This window comes from Terriglobus saanensis SP1PR4, assembly GCF_000179915.2.
GTDB lineage: Bacteria > Acidobacteriota > Terriglobia > Terriglobales > Acidobacteriaceae > Terriglobus > Terriglobus saanensis.
The window spans coordinates 3,103,422-3,120,662 of record NC_014963.1 but is presented as its reverse complement, the minus strand read 5'-3'; the positions used below and the strand labels follow the sequence as shown (position 1 = coordinate 3,120,662).

Below are 17,241 nucleotides of genomic sequence, written 5' to 3'. Positions count from 1 at the left end.
CAGAAGCGGATTCCTGCGCTCCGCTACGGAATGACAAGAATGGGTGCGTATGGATATCTGCGATGAACCTACCCCACCCTTTCGCGATGAAGCTGCGAAAGAATGGGGCACTCCTCGGTTCCATTTTTTCGCAGCTTTAGCTTGTGCCCAAGTAGACGAAGCGCAGGATGAACATGGCTGCCAGGAGATAGAGGAGCCACTCCTTGCGCTTCGCTCGGCCACTGAGAAGGCGGAGCAAAGCGTAGCTGGCGATGCCCATGCCCAGGCCACTTGCGATGGAGTACGTGAGTGGGATCATGACCAGCGTGAGGAATGCAGGGAAGGCGATCAGCGGATCGGTCCACTCAATTTCTGAGATCGATCCAAGCATGAGCGCGCCCACGATGATGAGCGCTGGTGCGGTTGCGGACGAGGGGATTGCGCCGACGAGCGGTGCTAAGAAGAGTGAGACTAGGAAGCAGAGGCCCGTTACAATCGCCGGGACACCGCTTCTTCCGCCTGCTGCGACTCCGGCTGAAGACTCGATATAAGAACAGACGGTGCTGGTGCCTGCCAGAGATCCAGCGATGGTCGCCGTGGCGTCGGCGAAGAAGATGCGTGAGAGGCGGGGGATGCGTGCGTCTTCGGTGATCAGGCCAGCTTTCTTCGAGACCGCGACCAGTGTTCCGATGTTGTCGAAGAGATCGACGAAGAGAAAGACGAAGATGATCTCGAAGGCGCCGACGTGTAATGCGCCGCGGATGTCGAGTTTGAAAGCCGTTGCTGTGATGCCGGAGAGGCGGTAATGCGTCGGCGTCCAGTGAACGCGGCCAATTACGAAGCCCGTCAACATGGTCCCCATGATGCCGATCAGGATCGAGGCACGCACGCGAAAGATCTGCAGCAGCGCGATGAGGAGCAGCCCGAAGAGAGCGAGTGCGGTGTCGGGAGATTTTAGATTGCCGAGAGTTACGGCGGTGTTCGGGTCTTTGACGATGATGCCTGCTTCGGTCAGGCCGATGAACGCGATGAAGAGTCCCACGCCTCCTGCAACCGCGGCGTGCAGTTCGCGGGGGATGGCTTCCACGAGCAGTTGCCGGATACCTCCCAAGGTAAGCAAAAGAAAGATCACACCGGAGAGAAAGACTGCGCCGAGGGCGGTCTGCCAGGGGATGTGCATCTTCAGGCAGACCGTATAGGTGAAGTATGCGTTCAGTCCCATGCCCGGGGCGAGCGCGATGGGATAGCGTGCGATGACGCCCATGAGGATCGATCCGAGACCCGCGCACAGACAGGTTGCTGCCGTGACGGCTGCAATCGGCATACCGGTTTTGGAGAGGATCGCGGGATTCACGAAGACGATGTACGCCATCGTGATGAAGGTGGTCAGACCGGCGAGGATTTCTGTTCGCCATGTGGTGCCGAGGCGTGAAAACTCGAAGTAGCGTTCGGCGCGTGCGAGCAAGAGAGGTCCTCAGAGAAGGGTTCTGTTTAGAAGAGGATACATTCTTACCGTTTTTATTCCTGCCTTAGGCCTCCATGGGATCGATGCGGACGGCACGGCGTGCGGGGCCGTAGGCCGAGGAGAGACTCACGAAGAGAAGAAGCAGGGCCGCGCCGATAAAAATAGCCGGGTCTGTAGGTTGCAACTCATAGAGCATGCTTTTGACGAAGCGAGTCAGCCAGAAAGAAGTAGCAAGGCCGACGGCGATTCCTATAAGGGCCATCCACGAACTTTCGCGGAGAACCATATTGCGCACTTCGCTGGGTCGCGCTCCCAGAGCGATGCGGATGCCGATCTCGTTGACGCGGCGCGCGACGTTGTAGGCCATGACGCCGTAGATGCCGATGCAGGCGAGGATAAGCGCAAGGATTCCGAAGGAGACGGTGAGGAGAGCGAAGAGACGTTCCTGCGCGATGGAGTCGTTAATCTGCTCCTGCTGCGTCCGCACATCGAGGAGAGGGAGGTCGCGATCGACGTCTGCGACCGCACGGCGGATGGCGGGAAGCAGATCTTCGGGACGCCGCGAGGTCTTCACCACGAACGTCATTTGCTCCTGAAACTTGACCTGCGGGTAATAGAGGTAGAACGTCGGAGGCGGTGTGCCCTGGAGTTCTTCGTAGAGGGCATCCGAGACGACGCCGATGATCTGGATGGGAGCAGCATTCTTCTCCGGGTTGTGAAAGGTTTTGCCCACAGGATTCAGGTTGGGATAGAACCTGCGCGCGAGGGCCTGATTGATGACGGCGACGGGTGGAGACGATGCCGTGTCCGTCGAGGTAAACGATCTTCCATAGAGAAGAGGAATGCGGTACGTCTCGAAGAAGCTCTGGCCGACGGTGTTGTTGTGTATGCCGTCGTTTTTTTCGTCACGCTTCTCCTGTTCTGAAGGCTGAAAGTTAACCGTGGATGAATAGTGCGCCAGGATAGGGCTCATTGAGAGCGTGACAGAAGAAACTCCGGGTACGAGGCGGAGACTCGCTTCCATCCGTTGATGCAGACTGATAGCCTCCTCTCCGGGAAAGTGGGATGCGGGTGCTTGCAGGGTGAATAAAAGAATGCCCTGGGGATCAAAGCCGAGGTGATTTCGGTTGAGGTTGATCAGCGTTCGAGAGAAGAGGCCTGCGCCTATGACGAGAAGCACAGAGAGGGCGACCTGCAAGGTAATCAGGCCTGAACCTGCCAGGCCTTTCCTGCGGCGGGTGGTCGATCCGGAGGTGTCCTTCAGCCCGGTGTTCACGTCCTGGCGTGTAAGTTGAAGCGCAGGCGCAAGCCCAAAGAGGAGGCCTGTGCCAAGGGAGACGGTGAGCGCGAAGAGGAAGATGCGATGGTCGAAGTCGGAGTGCAGGGAAGGTGGACGCCATGGCGACGAATAAAGATGTGGAATCACCTCGCGGCCCAGATATCCGAGGGCAAAACCCGTTGCACCTCCGAAGCAGGAGATGAGAAGACTCTCTGTAAGTAACTGTCGCATGACCCGCGCGACTTGCTCCAAGCGCCATGCGAACTGCGACCTCGCGTTGGCGGGCCGCAGATCGTGCGAGTAAGAGATTGGCCATGTTGGCGCAGGCGAGCAGAAGCACAAGTCCCGTCAAGGAGAGAAGGACGATCATAGGGTCTTTGAACGTGCGAACGGATTCTGCCATCCCCTGGCTCCCATCTTTCGCAAGGACGGTGGGCATTTTGTCCCCTTGCTTGATAGGAAGGGTGGCACGGATGTCCTGCTCCAGCCAGACTTGCAGCGCCGCATTCACGGTCTCGGGAGAGGCACCCGCCCGTGCGCGTCCCATGATCTGTACCCACCAGAAGTCCTTATTTTGCAGGATCGAAGCTTTTGGCTGTTGAGGTAGAAGAAGAGGCTGCATCGCGAAAGTGAAGAAGATGTCAGGTGCATTCTGGACGCTTGCTGCCCCAGTGAAGTCAGGCGGGTTGACGCCAACAATTGTGACTGGAATGAAGTTGAGTTGGACCACCTTGCCGATCGCATCCGGAGAGCGGCCGAAGACACGTTTCCAAAGGCCATCGCTGATTGTGATGACAGGACCAGCCCCAGGGGGCCTATCGTCGGAGGGTAGAAGAGGACGACCGAGTGTCGGGCGCACACCGAGCTGCTGATATAAGTTTCCTGAGACGATCTGCCCTGAGACCATCTCTGTCTGTCCAGAGACGGTGAAAGTGAAATCGCGCTCGCGAAGACGTTTGAAGGCGAAGAGATCCTGCAGGGCCGGATGTTCAAGGTTTTGTTGACGGAGGAGTTGATAGACAGGGTAAGAGAACGAGGTCGTTTCAAGTGTGTCTTTCGTGTTGTAGTTCGTGCCCCACGAGGAGTGGATGGGGGTGTTCCCCGAACTGAAGAGCGTGAGGATGCGCAGTTGCTGAGGTTGTGGCACCGCGAGTCGATCCAGCAGGGCGTTTTTTGCCAGAGAAAAGATGATCGTGTTCGCACCTATGCCGAGTGCAAGCGAGCCGATGGCGACCGCAGTGAAGCCGGGGCTGCGGCGGAGCATCCGCATGGCATAGCGCAGATCGGCGTAGAGCTCGTCGAGGAGACGCAGACCAAGCGAGGCGCGGACGTTGTCCTTATGTGTTTCGAGGGTTCCGAATTCGAGGCGCGCTCGGCGGGCGGCTTCCCTTGCAGAGAGACCTTCGCGTTCGAGGTCTGCAGCGCGAGCTTCAAGGTGGAATGCGAGTTCGTCGGAGAGCTCTCTTTCGCGTTGATTGCGATGCAGGAGAGAGCGTTTGAAAGAGCGAAGGCGCGCGAGGATGGCCATGGCTAGAGCTCCTCGGCGGTGGTGCTTAGGATGCCGGCCATGAGTTCGGCCATGCGGTTCCAGCGCACGGTTTCGGTGCGTAGCTGTTTCCTTCCCGCGGAGGTCAGGCTGTAAAACTTCGCCTTGCGCTTGTTCTCTGACTCGCCCCACTCCGAAGCGAGCAGGCCGCTGTGCTCCAGCCGAAAGAGGGCCGGGTAAAGGGAGCCTTGTTGAATCGCGAGCTGTTCTCCAGAGATCTGTTGAATGCGAAGAAGCACACCATAGCCGTGAAGTGGGCCGAGCGAGACAGCTTTGAGGATCAGCATGTCCAGCGTGCCCTGCATGAGGTCCATTGGATCCGGCATAGTCGCCACTCTCCTAGAAGGTCTAGGAGGAAAGATAAAGCCGCTCTCCTAGACTGTCAAGGAGAAGATTTGTCCACGGGAGATCCCCGTGGACAAATTGGTGGAACTATTCGTTTCGCAGCGCCACCATGGGATCGATGCGTGAGGCCCTACGCGCGGGGAGATAGCCAGCCAATGCGGCGACGCTGAGCAGGAGAACCAGAACGCCAAAGTAGATTCTTGGGTCCCCTGGTTCCGTGCCGTAGAGAAGCGAGGAGATGCCGTTGGCTGCAAGCAGCGCGGCGATACTTCCCACGACTACGCCGAAGCCGACGAGCTTCAGCGTGGAGGCCATGACGTCGCCGCGTACTTTCTGCAGAGAGGCTCCGAGCGCCATGCGGATACCGATCTCCTGCGTTCGTTGCGTGACAGAGTAAGAGATGACGCCATAGATGCCCAGGGAGGCAAGCACTAGCCCGAGACCGGCGAAGGCAGCCACGAGGATCATGAAGAAGCGGCGGGGCGAGGTGGACCGGTCGACGAGGGCCTGGATGGGACGGAATGCGACCTCAGGCTGGTCCGGATTGATCTGTCGGAGGGCCTTCATGATGCTTGGCGCAAGAACCTCCGGCGGAAGCTTCGAACGGACGACAAGCTCCGCGCCGACCGCTCCCGCCTGGGTGACGGGCATGTAGGATTCGAAGGCGGCGGCGGTTTCCACACCGGTCTCACGGACATCGTCCACAACGCCGATGACGGTCCTTTCGCCACCGACCGTCACAGTCTTTCCTATGGCGCTCTCACCGGGCCAATATTTTTTAGCAGCAGCGCTGTTGATGACAACGACTTGTTGCGTCTCTGCGCGATCGCTCCAGCTCAGATCGCGTCCCTCGCGAAGATGAATTCCCATGGCCTGCAGATATCCAGGAGTTGCGATGTATACGAAGGTTCCGGGGTGATGCTCCCCCTTTCGGTATTCGCTTCCCTTGGGGGAGAAGCCCCAGGTACGATTGCGATCCAGGGGAAGCATGTCGCTTATTCCGGCGGCTTCCACACCGGGAAGATTCTTCACCTGTTCCACTATCGCCTGAATGGCGGCACCTTGTCTTTGGTAGGCCATCGCTGTCGTCAAACCCTGAATGTTGCCCAGCTTGTATTCTGCCCGCAGAGATCCGGCCCTGCTGGGCTGGAAGCCAAGATCGACGTCCAGAACATGCAGAAAGCTGCGAAGGAGTAGACCGGCGCAGACGAGGAGAACACAGGCCAAAGCTACCTCGCTGATCACGAGAACGGAGCGCATGCGCTCCTGTTTGCGGCCTTCTCCCGCGCCGCGACCGCTCTCTTTCAAAGCTTCCTGCAGGTTGCTGCGCGTGGAGCGCAAGGCGGGAACCAGACCGAAGAAGATCGCCGCCATGATGGTGAGGAAGAAAGCCCAGGCGAGCGCGACGGTGTCCACGCGCACACTGCTGAGGAGGGGAAGAGCGATGGAACCCTGGTGTGCAAGCCATGTAGTGGTTCCATATGCGAGGGCCAGCCCGAAGATGGAGCCGGAGAAGGCGAGGACGAGGCTCTCCGTCACCATCTGGCGAACCAGGCGTCCACGTCCCGCTCCAAGAGCGCTGCGAAGCGCGAACTCTTTCTTCCGTGTCGCTTCGCGGGCAAGGAGGAGGTTCGCAAGATTGACGCAGACGATCAGGAGTACCATTCCCACCGCCGACCAAAGGACGATAAGCGAGCGGCGCAACTTTCCGCTGACATGGTCTTTCAGGCCGCTGAGGGTCGCGGTATACCCGATGCTCCACTCGGGGTTATGTGCGTTGTGATGCAGGCGTGGACCGATCAGATTCCACTCCGCCTGGGCTGCAGACAGGGTTGCGCCTGGCTTCAATCGTCCAATGAATGAAAGAACGTTCCCGTCGCCTCGAATGTTGTCCATGACCTGGGGCAGAAGGATGTCCATCTTCATGCCCGGATCGAAGACCGCGCCGAAGTCGAAGCTTTCGGGCATGACGCCTGCGATGGTGACTGGCTTGTCGTTGAGGGTGATGGCCTGTCCCACGATGTTGGGGTCTGCGGCGAACTGGCTGTGCCAGTAGGCATTGCTTAGAACAACCAATGGAGCACTGCCGGGAATGCTCTCTTTCTCTGTGAAGAAGCGACCGAACGCGGGCTTCACTCCGAGGAGTTGGAAAAAATTACCTGCGACCCCGACGCCGGAGACGGGTTGGGGCAAGCCGTGTCCCGTGAGTTTGTAGTCGTTGGTGCCATAGAACGGCATGTATGCGGTGACGTCTTCAAAGGAGTGGTTCTGCTGGCGGAACTCTTCGAAGGCGTCCACGGAGTAGGTTGCACCGGAGAGTCCCTTAGCGTCAGCCTGTTCCATCCAGACGAGGCGATCCGGAGCGGTGAAGGGAAGCGGGCGCAGGAGAAGTGTGTCTACGACGCTGAAGACCGTGACGTTCGCGCCGATTCCAAGCGCGAGGAGGAGGATGGCGACGATGGTAAAGACGCGATCCTTTTTGAGGGTGCGAAAGGCGAAGCGTAGGTCCTGGAGAAGAATGTCGAGTGAAGGCATACCACGTGTCTCCCTATGGTGCTGTTTGGCTTGTTCGACTCCACCGAAGCGAATGAGCGCCTGGCGGCGGGCCTCTTGGTGTGTGAGGCCGCGCTGGATGTTTTCCTCGACGGCGAACTCAAGGTGTGAGGCCATCTCGGCATCGAGATCTTGATCGAGCGGTTTTTTGCGGAAGAAAGAGGCGAGGCGATGGAGGGCGTAACGGAGGGTGTCCATGAGTTATTCACTCCCTTCTGCCTGCATGGCGAGTACGCGGTTCATCACGCCAGTAAGGCGTCCCCAGTAGGCGGTGTCCTGTTGAAGTTGTTTCTTCCCTTTGCGGGTGATGGCGTAGAACTTCGCCTTGCGATTGTTGTCGGAGGTGCCCCACTCGGCGGAGATTCGCTCCTGCTGTTGCAGTCTCACGAGAGAGGCGTAGATGGTGCCCTGGTTGAGCAGGACTTCGTCGCCGCTCACCTGCTCGATGCGTCGGGCGATTCCGTATCCGTGCAGTGTGCCCATTGTCTCCAGTGTCTGCAAAACCATCAGGTCCAACGTTCCTTGCAATAGGTCCAGCTTTTGGTCTGCCATCGTTCTCTCCTGTGGTGTGCCCACATCAACATGACACACTTACGTGTGGTTGCACCACAGGAAACGAAGATGTCATGAAAAAAGTTCCAGGAGCTATCAAAAGTTTTTAAGTACGTGATTTGTAAGTGTCCGCAAATGGACACACATTCTTTGAAACGGCCACCGTCCGGATCAAGGGTGTCTGCAAGTGATTGATTCGGCGAGGGAATCTTTGGCACTCTGGCTGCAACTATAGATAGCGATGGATATCTCACGACCAGACCTGAAACAAAAAAAGACACAGCGGCAACGCGTGTACGTGATTGCGGCAGTGGTTGTGCTCGCAATCATCACCGTGATCGTGCTTCGGTTGAAGCCCGCTTCCCCCACCGTAGAGCGAGCCACGATTTGGACCGACACCGTCAAGCGCGGCGCTTTGCTTCGACAGGTGCGTGGACCAGGCACGCTGGTGCCGCGCGAAGACAAGATCCGCCTTATCCCGGCAGAGACAGAAGCTACCGTCGTTCGCATTCGCGTGCTGCCTGGTGCGAAGGTAGAGCCGGACACGGTGCTGATGGAGCTGGTTGACCCGCAGGTGCAGCAGGAGCTGCTGGATGCGCAGTTGCAGGTCAAGGGGGCGCAGGCAGACTACGTGAACACTCGCGCGAAGTTGCAGAGCGACCTGATGACGCAGAAGGCTGCGGCCGCTACCGTGGGTGCGGACCATTCGCAGGCGCAGCTACAGGCCAAGACCGATAAGTCGCTCTATGACCTGGGAGTGATCAGCGGTCTCACTTATAGCGCTTCCAAAGGCAAAGCCGACGAACTCACCACGCGCAATGGCATTGAAGGTCAACGCCTCACGCTGAATGAAAAGGCCATCGAGACGCAGCTGGCCGTGCAGCAGACGAAGGTACAGCAGGCACAGGCGCTGCTTGGCCTCAAGCAAAAGCAGCTCGAGGCTCTTACAGTGCGTGCCGGGATCAGCGGCGTTCTGTCGGAGCTGCCGCACCAGGTGGGAGAGCACGTTGCTCCGGGAACGACGCTGGCGAAGGTGGTCCAGCTGGACCAGTTGAAGGCCAGTTTGAAGATTCCCGAAACCCAGGCGCGCGACATCCAGATCGGCCAGCCGGCCGAGGTGGATACCCACAACGGCGTGATCGAAGGAAAAGTTTCGAGAATTGATCCCGCAGTATTGAACGGAACGGTGACAGTTGACGTAGAACTAGCTGGCGCTCTGCCGCAGGGCGCCCGACCTGACCTGAGCGTGGATGGAACGATCAATCTCGACAGGCTGACGGATGTGCTCTATGTCGGTCGACCGGCATCGGGCAATGAGAACAGCACCATCACGCTCTTCAAGCTGGGAACTGATGGAAAGACGGCGATTCGCGTTCCGGTGAAAGTGGGCCGCGCCTCCGTCAACAGCATTCAGGTCGTGGAAGGTTTGCAGGACGGCGATACCGTCATCCTGTCCGACATGAGCCGATGGGACAACACAGATAAGATCCGCCTGGAATAAGGAGAAGAGCATGAGTATAACTGATTCAGTGATCCAGATCGAGGGCATGACGAAGGTTTTCTATACGGACGAGATTGAGACGCACGCACTCTCTGGGATCCACCTCAACATTGCACGCGGCGAGTACGTTGCCATGTCCGGGCCCTCGGGCTGCGGCAAGTCGACGCTGCTTTCGATCATCGGTCTTCTCGATACACCCACCGCTGGACGTTACACGTTGAACGGCAAAGAAGTAGCGAATCTAAACTTTGCTGATCGTTCCCGCATCCGTAACCAGGAGATTGGCTTCATCTTTCAGAGCTTCAACCTGATCGGCGATCTTTCTGTTGCGGAGAACGTTGAGCTGCCTTTGACGTACCGCGCTGGGATGCCAGCGACGGAGCGGAAGCGCCGTGTACAGGAGGCGCTGGAGCGCGTGAACATGGCGCATCGGATGCGGCACTTTCCGGCACAACTCTCTGGAGGTCAGCAGCAGCGTGTGGCTGTGGCGCGCGCCCTCGCGGGATCGCCTTCGATTCTGCTGGCGGATGAACCGACGGGTAACCTCGATTCGAAGAACGGCGAAGCCGTGATGACGCTGCTTGCGGAGCTTCATGCTGAAGGCGCAACCATCTGCATGGTGACGCACGATCCTCGCTTTGCTGCTCATGCCGAACGGCAGGTCCATCTCTTCGACGGCAAGGTCGTTGCGGAGGGGGAACTGAACCGTTTGCTGGCTGAGGTGCAGGCATGATTTCGACCCTGATTGCGGACGTTCGCTACGCTTTGCGCCAGCTGCGTAAGTCTCCGGGCTTTACGCTCACGGCGGTGCTGACGCTCGCGCTCGGCATCGGCGCGAACTCCGCAATCCTCACGGTCGTGCACGCCGTGTTGCTGAAAAACCTGCCCGTGGCGGACCCCAAGTCGCTCGTGCGTCTTGGAGATAACGATGACTGCTGCGTCAATGGGGGAATCATAGGGGACGGAGATAACTCCATCTTCGCGCTGGATACGTATGAGTCGTTGAAGCAGAACTCGCCGGAGTTTGAAGAGCTTGCAGCGGTTCAGGCTGGGTCCGGGTCTCTCACGGTACGTGGCACTGGAACTCACTCACTGGCCAGGTCGTCCGTGGGAGAATTTGTCTCTGGTAACTACTTCCGCACATTCGGTCTGCAGCCGAACCAGGGGCGTCTGCTGGCACCATCGGATGACGTGGAGGGGGCCGCGCCCGCGGCGGTGATAAGCTACGACGCTTGGCAGCGCGATTACGCGGGAGATCCGTCCGTCATTGGAAGTGCGTTCTGGATCAACTCGTATCCTGTCACGGTAGTGGGTGTGGCGACGCCGGGTTTCTATGGAGATCGCCTGACGCCTAACCCCCCTGATTTTTTTATTCCGATCACCCACATGCCGGTGCTGGCGAACGCACAGTTTGTGCATAATCCAGCGGTTCGCTGGCTCTACCTCATCGGCCGGGTAAAGCCGGGGATCTCTAACGCCACATTGCAGGAGAAGCTCAGTGGCCAGCTGCGCAACGTTCTTACAAACAATCCCGATTACACGACGGAGTTTGGAAAGAAGGTTCTACCCAAGGCCCATATTGTGCTGACCGAGGGTGGAGCAGGCATCCAGACTCTTCAGCAGGAGTATGGATCGGGTTTGCATCTTCTCATCGGGATCTCCGGCATGGTGCTGTTGATTGCCTGTGCGAACATCGCGAACCTTCTACTGGTGCGTGGCATGGCTCGTCGTGCGGAGATTTCCATACGTACGGCGCTCGGTGCCGCACGCACCAGAATGATGGTTCAGTTGCTTACCGAAAGTTTTGTTCTCGCCCTTATAGGGAGCGTCGTTGGTCTGATGGTTGCGTATTTTGGAACGCGGATGCTGCTAGCGCTCGCTTTTCCTGGAGCGGAGAACGTTCCCATTCATGCAACGCCCTCTGCTGAGGTGCTTGGGATCGCCTGCGGACTTGCGCTCGTGACAGGAGTCCTCTTCGGCGCTATTCCGGCATGGATTACATCGTATGCAGAGCCTGCCGATGCCCTGCGCGGTTCCACACGTACCACGGCAGCAGGTTCTTCGATTCTGCAGCGCACCCTCGTGGTGCTGCAGGCCGCGCTTTCGCTTGTTCTCCTTGTCGGTGCCGGTCTCCTCTCGCAGAGTCTCAACAAACTGGAGCACCAGGACTTCAAGCTCACCACAGCGAACCGGTATATCGTCCATATTAGTCCGCAGGCTGCGGGATTCAAGACGACGCAAGTGGAAGCTCTTTATCGGACGATTGAGGAGCGCTTCCACGGGATTCCGGGTGTGAAGTATGTTGGCATCTCAACGTACACGCCGCTCGAAGGAAATAACTGGAATAAAAGCTGGCAGATCCAGGGACAGCCTGTCCCGGCTGAGGACGCGGACAGCATTGCCTCCTACGTCAGGGCAACGCCCGAATACTTCGATGCGATTGGTACGCACGTGGTCAGGGGACGCGGCATTACGGACCGTGATACCTCCACTGCGCCCGGCGTTGCTCTCGTCAATCAAACCTTCGTCCAGAAATTTCTGAAGGACAAGGAGCCCATCGGGCAACACTTCGGCAGCCGCGGAATGAAATCGTCAGGCGATTGGGAGATTGTCGGCGTGGTGGAAGATACAAATTACAACAACCCCCGCAGACCTACGCGGCCGATGTGCTTCATGCCGATTGTGCAGCGGGACGCCAGCAGCGCGGATAAGCCCATAGAGAAAGACACGGCACTCTACGCCGGTGCGATCGTGCTTGCGACAGAGGGGCCGATCGAGGGCTTAGAGTCCATCACGCGCAGGACGCTTGCGAGCATCAATCCCAACTTCACCGTGGTCCGGTTCCAGACCTTTGGAGATCAGGTTCAAGGCCGCTTTACGCAGGAGAGGCTCATCGCTCGTCTTACTTTGCTCTTCGGTATTCTCGCCCTGCTGCTGGCGGCGATTGGTCTGTACGGCGTTACGGCGTACTCGGTCTCCCGGCGTACTCAGGAGATCGGCGTTCGCATGGCGCTGGGCGCGAATCGTGCTTCCGTCGTTCGCATGGTCTTGCAATCCGCCATGCTGCAGGCGGGTTTAGGGCTGGCCATCGGTCTGCCGCTTACCTTCCTCTGCGTCCGGTTCATCAAGTCGCAGATGTATCAGGTCCAGAGTTACGATCCTGCCGTCCTTTCCACTGCCATATTCACCCTCGCACTGGCCGCCTTTTTAGCGGGATGGCTGCCGGCACGCCGCGCCGCTTCCATCGATCCCATGCGCGCACTGCGAACGGAGTAAGAATGAAGAAGAAACTTTCAATCGCGGCCATCAGCATCACTCTGACCGCCGGAGCCCAGACGCCTGCCACACAGACGACCTCACAGACAACGGTTGTAGAAACACCGGCTGTGCGGGTCGCGGCACAAAAACCCGCGCTGCGGCTGGACATTCCTCATTCCTATAATCCCATCAATACCTATCGAGCGACGCTGGTGCCCGCGCCGAATCTGGCCAACTCACCTCGGATTGATGGATTGATTCACAATGGGATCCTCGATCTTTCTCTCAAGGATGCGATCGCCCTTGCCTTGGAAAACAACCTTGACCTTGCGATCTCGCGCTACAACATTCCCATTGCAAGCGCGGACGTCCTTCGCACACAGGCTGGCGGATCCTTCCGTGGTGTTAACACGGGCGTTGTGCAGAACACACCGGGTGGCGGCGTAGGCGGCTTCGGTTCCGGTTCTTCGGGCGCTGGCGCGGGTGGTACGTCGGGCGGTGCAGGTGGTGCTGGTTCGGGCGCGAACGGTCTCGTGTCCTCCACGCTCGGTGCGGGAACCAATGTGTCTTCGTATGATCCAACGATCACGGGAAGCATCAACAACGAGCACTACTCGCAACCGCTTGCGAATCTGGTCGTCTACGGCACGCCGACTCTGCAATTGAACGACACGAACGGCAACTTTGGCTATTCACAAGCTTTCCCCACCGGAACATCCTTCTCCGCGGTGTTCAAGAACAACAGGGAAACGACGAACAGCTCTTCCAGCTTCCTGAACCCGTCGTTGACCACCTACTATAGTGTGCAGCTCCAGCAGCAGCTGCTTGCTGGATTCGGACTCGGCCCCAATCTCCGCTTCCTTCGCATCGCGAAGAACAACCAGAGAATCTCGGATGCCGCCTTCCGTCTTCAGGTGGCGACGACGATCACGCAGATCGCGAACATGTACTGGGACCTCGTCGCGGCCTATGAGGATGAGGGAGTGAAGGAGCGTGCGCTTGAGTTTGCGCGGCAAACTCTGGACAGCGGACAAAAGCAGCTTGCCCTGCAGGCGATTCCCGCCATGGATGTCATGAAGGATGAAGCCGAGGTGGCCAACCGTGAGCAGGATGTCACCATTGCGAAGACCACGCTGCAGTTCCAGGAGCTTCTGATCAAGAACGCTTTGACGAAGAACCTCGACGACCCGATCCTTGAAGCCATCCCGGTTCACCCAACGGACAAGACGACGGCGCTCACGGACGCTCCCGCGCCCGATCCGGTCGCGCTGATCGATCAGGCATTGAAAAACCGCATTGAACTGAGCGAGTCGGACATCGATCTGGAAAACCGCCGTCTCAGCCGCGACGCGGCACGCAACGCGCTTCTGCCCACGGTTTCTCTGATCGGATACTACGGAGGTACGGGCCTTGCAGGCGTCCAGAACCCGAACACGAGCATCGTCTCCACCGCACCGGTGGGATTTGGCGGGGCGGTAAGGAACGCTTTCAACAATACTGCACCGGACTACTACGTCGGGCTCAATATGAATATCCCTCTGCGGAATCGCGTGGCCAAATCCGACCAATACCGTGCGGAGCTGGAAACGCGGCAATCAGAGATTCGCCTGCAGCAGCAGAAGAAGCAGATTCGCATTGAAGTCCGCAACGCGCAGTACGCGTTAGCGCAGAGCCAGGCACGTGTGACTTCCGCCATCAAATCACGCGACTTGGCACAGAAGACCTTCGAGATCACAGGGAAAGAACAGGAACTGGGGGCTGGCTCGAACCTGCAGACGCTCACGGCTCGACGGGACCTCTCTATCGCGGAGTCTGCGCTCGTCGCTGCCATGACGGCCTATGAGAAGGCTAAAATTGAGCTCGACCGCGCTCTTGGGACTACGCTGGAAGCGAACACGATTTCCATCGAGTCTGCAAAGACCGGAATAGCGGCGAACCAGTAGCTGCTGCGAGGATGAACAAGATGTTAGCCGACAGTAAGCCCGAGACAGAACGAAGACCATCCAGGGCGGATGCGGCGAAAGAACCGCCGTGCCGCCTTCTGGTGGCGGACGATCAACCTCAGATTCTTGAGGCGCTTCGTCTGCTTCTAAAACCCGAGGGCTATGAGTTGGAGATGGTGAAAACGCCAGCGCGCGTCATCGAAGCTTTGTCCTCCGAGACCTTCGACGGTGTCCTCATCGATCTGAATTACACGATGGATACGACCTCCGGGCGGGAAGGCTTGGACCTGCTTTCGCGCATCAAGGCGATCGATGCACAGCTTCCTATCGTTGTGATGACGGCGTGGGGCAACATCGATCTTGCCGTGGAAGCAGTGCGCCTGGGCGCGGGTGATTTCATTCAGAAGCCGTGGGAGAATGCGCGCCTCCTGAATGTATTACGTACGCAGATGGAACTTCATCGCAGTCAAAAGCGTTCACAGTGGTTGGAGGCTGAGAACAGAATTCTGCGCGCACAGGGCGAACACGAGATGATCGCCTCCGCACCCTCGATGCGACCCGTGCTGGAACTGATGGCACGTATCGGCCCGTCGAATGCGAATGTTTTGATCACAGGTGAACACGGCACGGGAAAAGAGGTGGTAGCGCAGACGCTGCACCGGCTCTCCTCACGCGCCGATCGGCCCATTGTTGCCGTAAATACGGGCGCGCTTTCGGAAGGCGTCTTCGAGAGTGAGCTCTTTGGGCACGTCAAAGGAGCTTTCACAGACGCGCGTGTGGACCGCATTGGCCGCTTCGAACTTGCCAGTGGCAGTACGTTGTTCCTGGATGAGATCGCTAACATTCCCATGCGGCAACAGGCCAAGCTGTTGCGCGTGCTGGAGACGGGCGAGTTGGAACGTGTCGGATCTTCCGTAACGCGCAAGGTCGATGTGCGCATGCTGTCAGCGACCAACGCTGACCTGCATGCAGAGTGCGCAGACGGCCGCTTCCGCGAAGACCTTCTATTTCGACTGAATACTGTGGAGATTCATCTGCCTCCCTTGCGCGATCGTCGCGAAGACATTCCGCTGCTTGCGGGGCACTTTCTTTCGCGTTACATTGCGCGGTATCGCAGATCGATCTCGGGATTTGAGCCCACGGCGTTGCAAACGCTGGTGCAGTATGCATGGCCGGGCAATGTGCGCGAGCTCGACCATACCGTAGAGAGAGCAGTGTTGATGGCGCATGGCAACCGCATTGAGGCCGCCGATCTCCGCATCCAGGCCCCACGTTCGGCGGCGCAGAGCCTCGACCACATGAGTCTGGAAGAGGTCGAAGCGATCCTGGTGCGAAAGGCGCTGGCGCGTGCCGACGGCAACGTCAGTCATGCGGCGGAGGCGCTCGGTCTCAGCCGAGGCGCGCTGTATCGGCGTATAGAGAAGTATGGACTCCAATAACGACGGGCAGATGCCGTCGTCGCGCACACGTCTTCCCCTGGGCAAATCGCCGCGTCGCCGCAGTTTTGAAAATCGGATGCGCGCTTCGCTCTTTTTACTGAGTCTACCTGCGCTTGCGCTCTGCATTTTGGTGGGGAGAGATCTGGGTCTGCAGTGGTTGGGCCTCAGCGTTGCCATCACATTGGTCGTGATCTTCTGGTGGCTTGCCGTGCTGTTCCTCATGGACCAGATCAAGCTGCCTCTGCAGACACTGGCGAATGTTGTCGCAGCGCTGCGGGAAGAAGACTACTCTTTCCGAGCACGCGGCGGCCGCAGGGATGATGCACTTGGAGATCTTGCTCTTGAAGTGAACGCGCTGGCGAATCAACTCCAAGGGCAGAAGACGAGTGTACTGGAGACGATGGCGCTGCTGGAGATCGTGATGGGGACGATGCAGTCGCCGGTCTTTGCGTTCGATCCTGCGGGGGATCTGAAGCTACTGAATGCGGCTGCTGAGAGTGCGTTCGGTCTGGATTCAAGCTCGTTGGGAAAACCCGCCGTTAGTCCGGCGCTTGGAAAGATCCTGCAGGCGAACGATGGAGAGTTGTTGTCCTCGGTCGCTACGCAACCTCAAACGCGCTGGGTGGTAAAGAGAAGCCACTTCCGTCTGCGTGGAGTTCCTCATACGTTGGTCGTCCTGTCGGATGTGAGCGCTGCTCTGCGGGATGAGGAGCGGCTTGCCTGGGAGAGACTGATCCGCGTGCTCGGGCACGAGATCAATAACTCGCTCACACCGATCAAGTCTATCGCCGGAACGCTGCGGTCGCACTATGCTTCCAAGGTGGACGATCCCGATGGTGATTTCTCCCGAGGTCTTGAAGTTATCGAAGATCGTGCCGAATCGTTGAACCGTTTTCTACAGGCTTACCGCGAGCTCATGGGACTGCCCGCACCTCGACGTGCCGAGACGGATCTTGCTCTCTTGCTGCAGCGGGTGGCGCTGCTGGAGCGGCGTCTTGAAGTTTCCACGCATGCAAGCGAGGGCGTTTTCCTGTTGATCGATGCGGACCAGATCGAACAGGCATTGATCAACCTGATACGAAATGCAGCCGACTCTGCATTGGGTGCTGCACCTGCACGCGGGGAAGCACCGAGAGTAGAGCTCGCGTGGCAACGCGATGCCGACGAGGTCCTGCTCACGATTACGGACAACGGATCGGGTATCGCGAACACGACGAACCTCTTCGTACCGTTTTACACAACCAAGCCGAACGGCTCCGGCATTGGGCTGGTCCTGGCGCAGCAGATCGCTGAGGCGCACGGGGGAACCGTGCGTCTCACTAATCTTGAAGGGGAACAGAAGGGCTGCCGCGCCGAAGTTCGTTTACCCTTCGCTTCCTGA

At 58.5% G+C, this 17,241-nt stretch carries 11 protein-coding genes and 1 pseudogene; 6 read left to right on the top strand and 6 right to left on the bottom strand.

The window, feature by feature from the left end; genetic code table 11:
• Positions 1 to 136: 136 nt before the first annotated feature.
• The 6 genes and pseudogenes from ACIPR4_RS12695 to ACIPR4_RS12675 form a co-directional block, all read right to left on the bottom strand.
• Positions 137 to 1,444: an NCS2 family permease gene (locus ACIPR4_RS12695; protein ID WP_013569061.1), complete on the bottom strand. Its 1,308-nt coding sequence runs from the start codon at positions 1,442 to 1,444 to the stop codon at positions 137 to 139.
• A gap of 64 nt (positions 1,445 to 1,508) precedes the next feature.
• Positions 1,509 to 2,954 carry an FtsX-like permease family protein gene (locus ACIPR4_RS21690; RefSeq protein ID WP_245536322.1) on the bottom strand — a complete coding sequence of 482 codons (1,446 nt, stop codon included), beginning with the start codon at positions 2,952 to 2,954 and terminating at the stop codon, positions 1,509 to 1,511.
• Positions 2,955 to 3,276: 322 nt separating this feature from the next.
• Positions 3,277 to 4,251 (bottom strand): annotated as a pseudogene (locus tag ACIPR4_RS23125) (ABC transporter permease); the annotation flags it as partial.
• Between the two features lie 2 nt (positions 4,252 to 4,253).
• Entirely contained in the window at positions 4,254 to 4,595 is a 342-nt protein-coding gene (locus ACIPR4_RS12685) for a PadR family transcriptional regulator (RefSeq protein ID WP_013569060.1), read from the bottom strand.
• 106 nt (positions 4,596 to 4,701) lie between these two features.
• Positions 4,702 to 7,365, bottom strand: a complete 2,664-nt coding sequence (locus ACIPR4_RS12680) for an ABC transporter permease (RefSeq protein WP_013569059.1) — start codon at positions 7,363 to 7,365, stop codon at positions 4,702 to 4,704.
• Positions 7,366 to 7,368: 3 nt separating this feature from the next.
• A complete protein-coding gene (locus tag ACIPR4_RS12675; protein ID WP_013569058.1) occupies positions 7,369 to 7,719 on the bottom strand; it encodes a PadR family transcriptional regulator in 351 nt (116 codons plus the stop codon).
• Between the two features lie 241 nt (positions 7,720 to 7,960).
• On the opposite strand from ACIPR4_RS12675, the gene ACIPR4_RS12670 reads away from it, so the two are divergent.
• From ACIPR4_RS12670 to ACIPR4_RS12645, 6 genes are read left to right on the top strand one after another with little or no spacing between them, the layout of a single operon-like run.
• Entirely contained in the window at positions 7,961 to 9,220 is a 1,260-nt protein-coding gene (locus ACIPR4_RS12670) for an efflux RND transporter periplasmic adaptor subunit (protein WP_013569057.1), read from the top strand.
• 10 nt (positions 9,221 to 9,230) lie between these two features.
• On the top strand, positions 9,231 to 9,953 hold the full coding sequence (locus ACIPR4_RS12665) for an ABC transporter ATP-binding protein (protein WP_013569056.1): 723 nt from the start codon (positions 9,231 to 9,233) through the stop codon (positions 9,951 to 9,953).
• Positions 9,950 to 12,496, top strand: coding sequence for an ABC transporter permease (locus ACIPR4_RS12660; protein WP_013569055.1), 2,547 nt, complete (start codon positions 9,950 to 9,952; stop codon positions 12,494 to 12,496). The genes ACIPR4_RS12665 and ACIPR4_RS12660 overlap by 4 nt, the downstream gene beginning before the upstream one ends.
• A gap of 2 nt (positions 12,497 to 12,498) precedes the next feature.
• Positions 12,499 to 14,421 (top strand): TolC family protein, encoded by a 1,923-nt coding sequence (locus ACIPR4_RS12655; protein WP_013569054.1) that lies wholly within the window; start codon positions 12,499 to 12,501, stop codon positions 14,419 to 14,421.
• Between the two features lie 20 nt (positions 14,422 to 14,441).
• Positions 14,442 to 15,860: a sigma-54-dependent transcriptional regulator gene (locus tag ACIPR4_RS12650; RefSeq protein WP_013569053.1), complete on the top strand. Its 1,419-nt coding sequence runs from the start codon at positions 14,442 to 14,444 to the stop codon at positions 15,858 to 15,860.
• The gene (locus ACIPR4_RS12645) at positions 15,847 to 17,241 is read left to right on the top strand and encodes a sensor histidine kinase (protein WP_013569052.1); all 1,395 of its coding nucleotides are present in this window, start codon (positions 15,847 to 15,849) and stop codon (positions 17,239 to 17,241) included. Before ACIPR4_RS12650 ends, ACIPR4_RS12645 begins: the two co-directional genes overlap by 14 nt.

Excerpts from the sequence above, each read along its gene's own strand:
- ACIPR4_RS21690 (WP_245536322.1), bottom strand. The coding sequence starts at position 2,954 with ATGCGACAGTTACTTACAGAGAGTCTTCTCATCTCCTGCTTCGGAGGT.
- ACIPR4_RS12685 (WP_013569060.1), bottom strand. The coding sequence starts at position 4,595 with ATGCCGGATCCAATGGACCTCATGCAGGGCACGCTGGACATGCTGATC.
- ACIPR4_RS12680 (WP_013569059.1), bottom strand. The coding sequence starts at position 7,365 with ATGGACACCCTCCGTTACGCCCTCCATCGCCTCGCCTCTTTCTTCCGC.
- ACIPR4_RS12675 (WP_013569058.1), bottom strand. The coding sequence starts at position 7,719 with ATGGCAGACCAAAAGCTGGACCTATTGCAAGGAACGTTGGACCTGATG.
- ACIPR4_RS12670 (WP_013569057.1), top strand. The coding sequence starts at position 7,961 with ATGGATATCTCACGACCAGACCTGAAACAAAAAAAGACACAGCGGCAA.
- ACIPR4_RS12665 (WP_013569056.1), top strand. The coding sequence starts at position 9,231 with ATGAGTATAACTGATTCAGTGATCCAGATCGAGGGCATGACGAAGGTT.
- ACIPR4_RS12660 (WP_013569055.1), top strand. The coding sequence starts at position 9,950 with ATGATTTCGACCCTGATTGCGGACGTTCGCTACGCTTTGCGCCAGCTG.
- ACIPR4_RS12655 (WP_013569054.1), top strand. The coding sequence starts at position 12,499 with ATGAAGAAGAAACTTTCAATCGCGGCCATCAGCATCACTCTGACCGCC.
- ACIPR4_RS12650 (WP_013569053.1), top strand. The coding sequence starts at position 14,442 with ATGTTAGCCGACAGTAAGCCCGAGACAGAACGAAGACCATCCAGGGCG.
- ACIPR4_RS12645 (WP_013569052.1), top strand. The coding sequence starts at position 15,847 with ATGGACTCCAATAACGACGGGCAGATGCCGTCGTCGCGCACACGTCTT.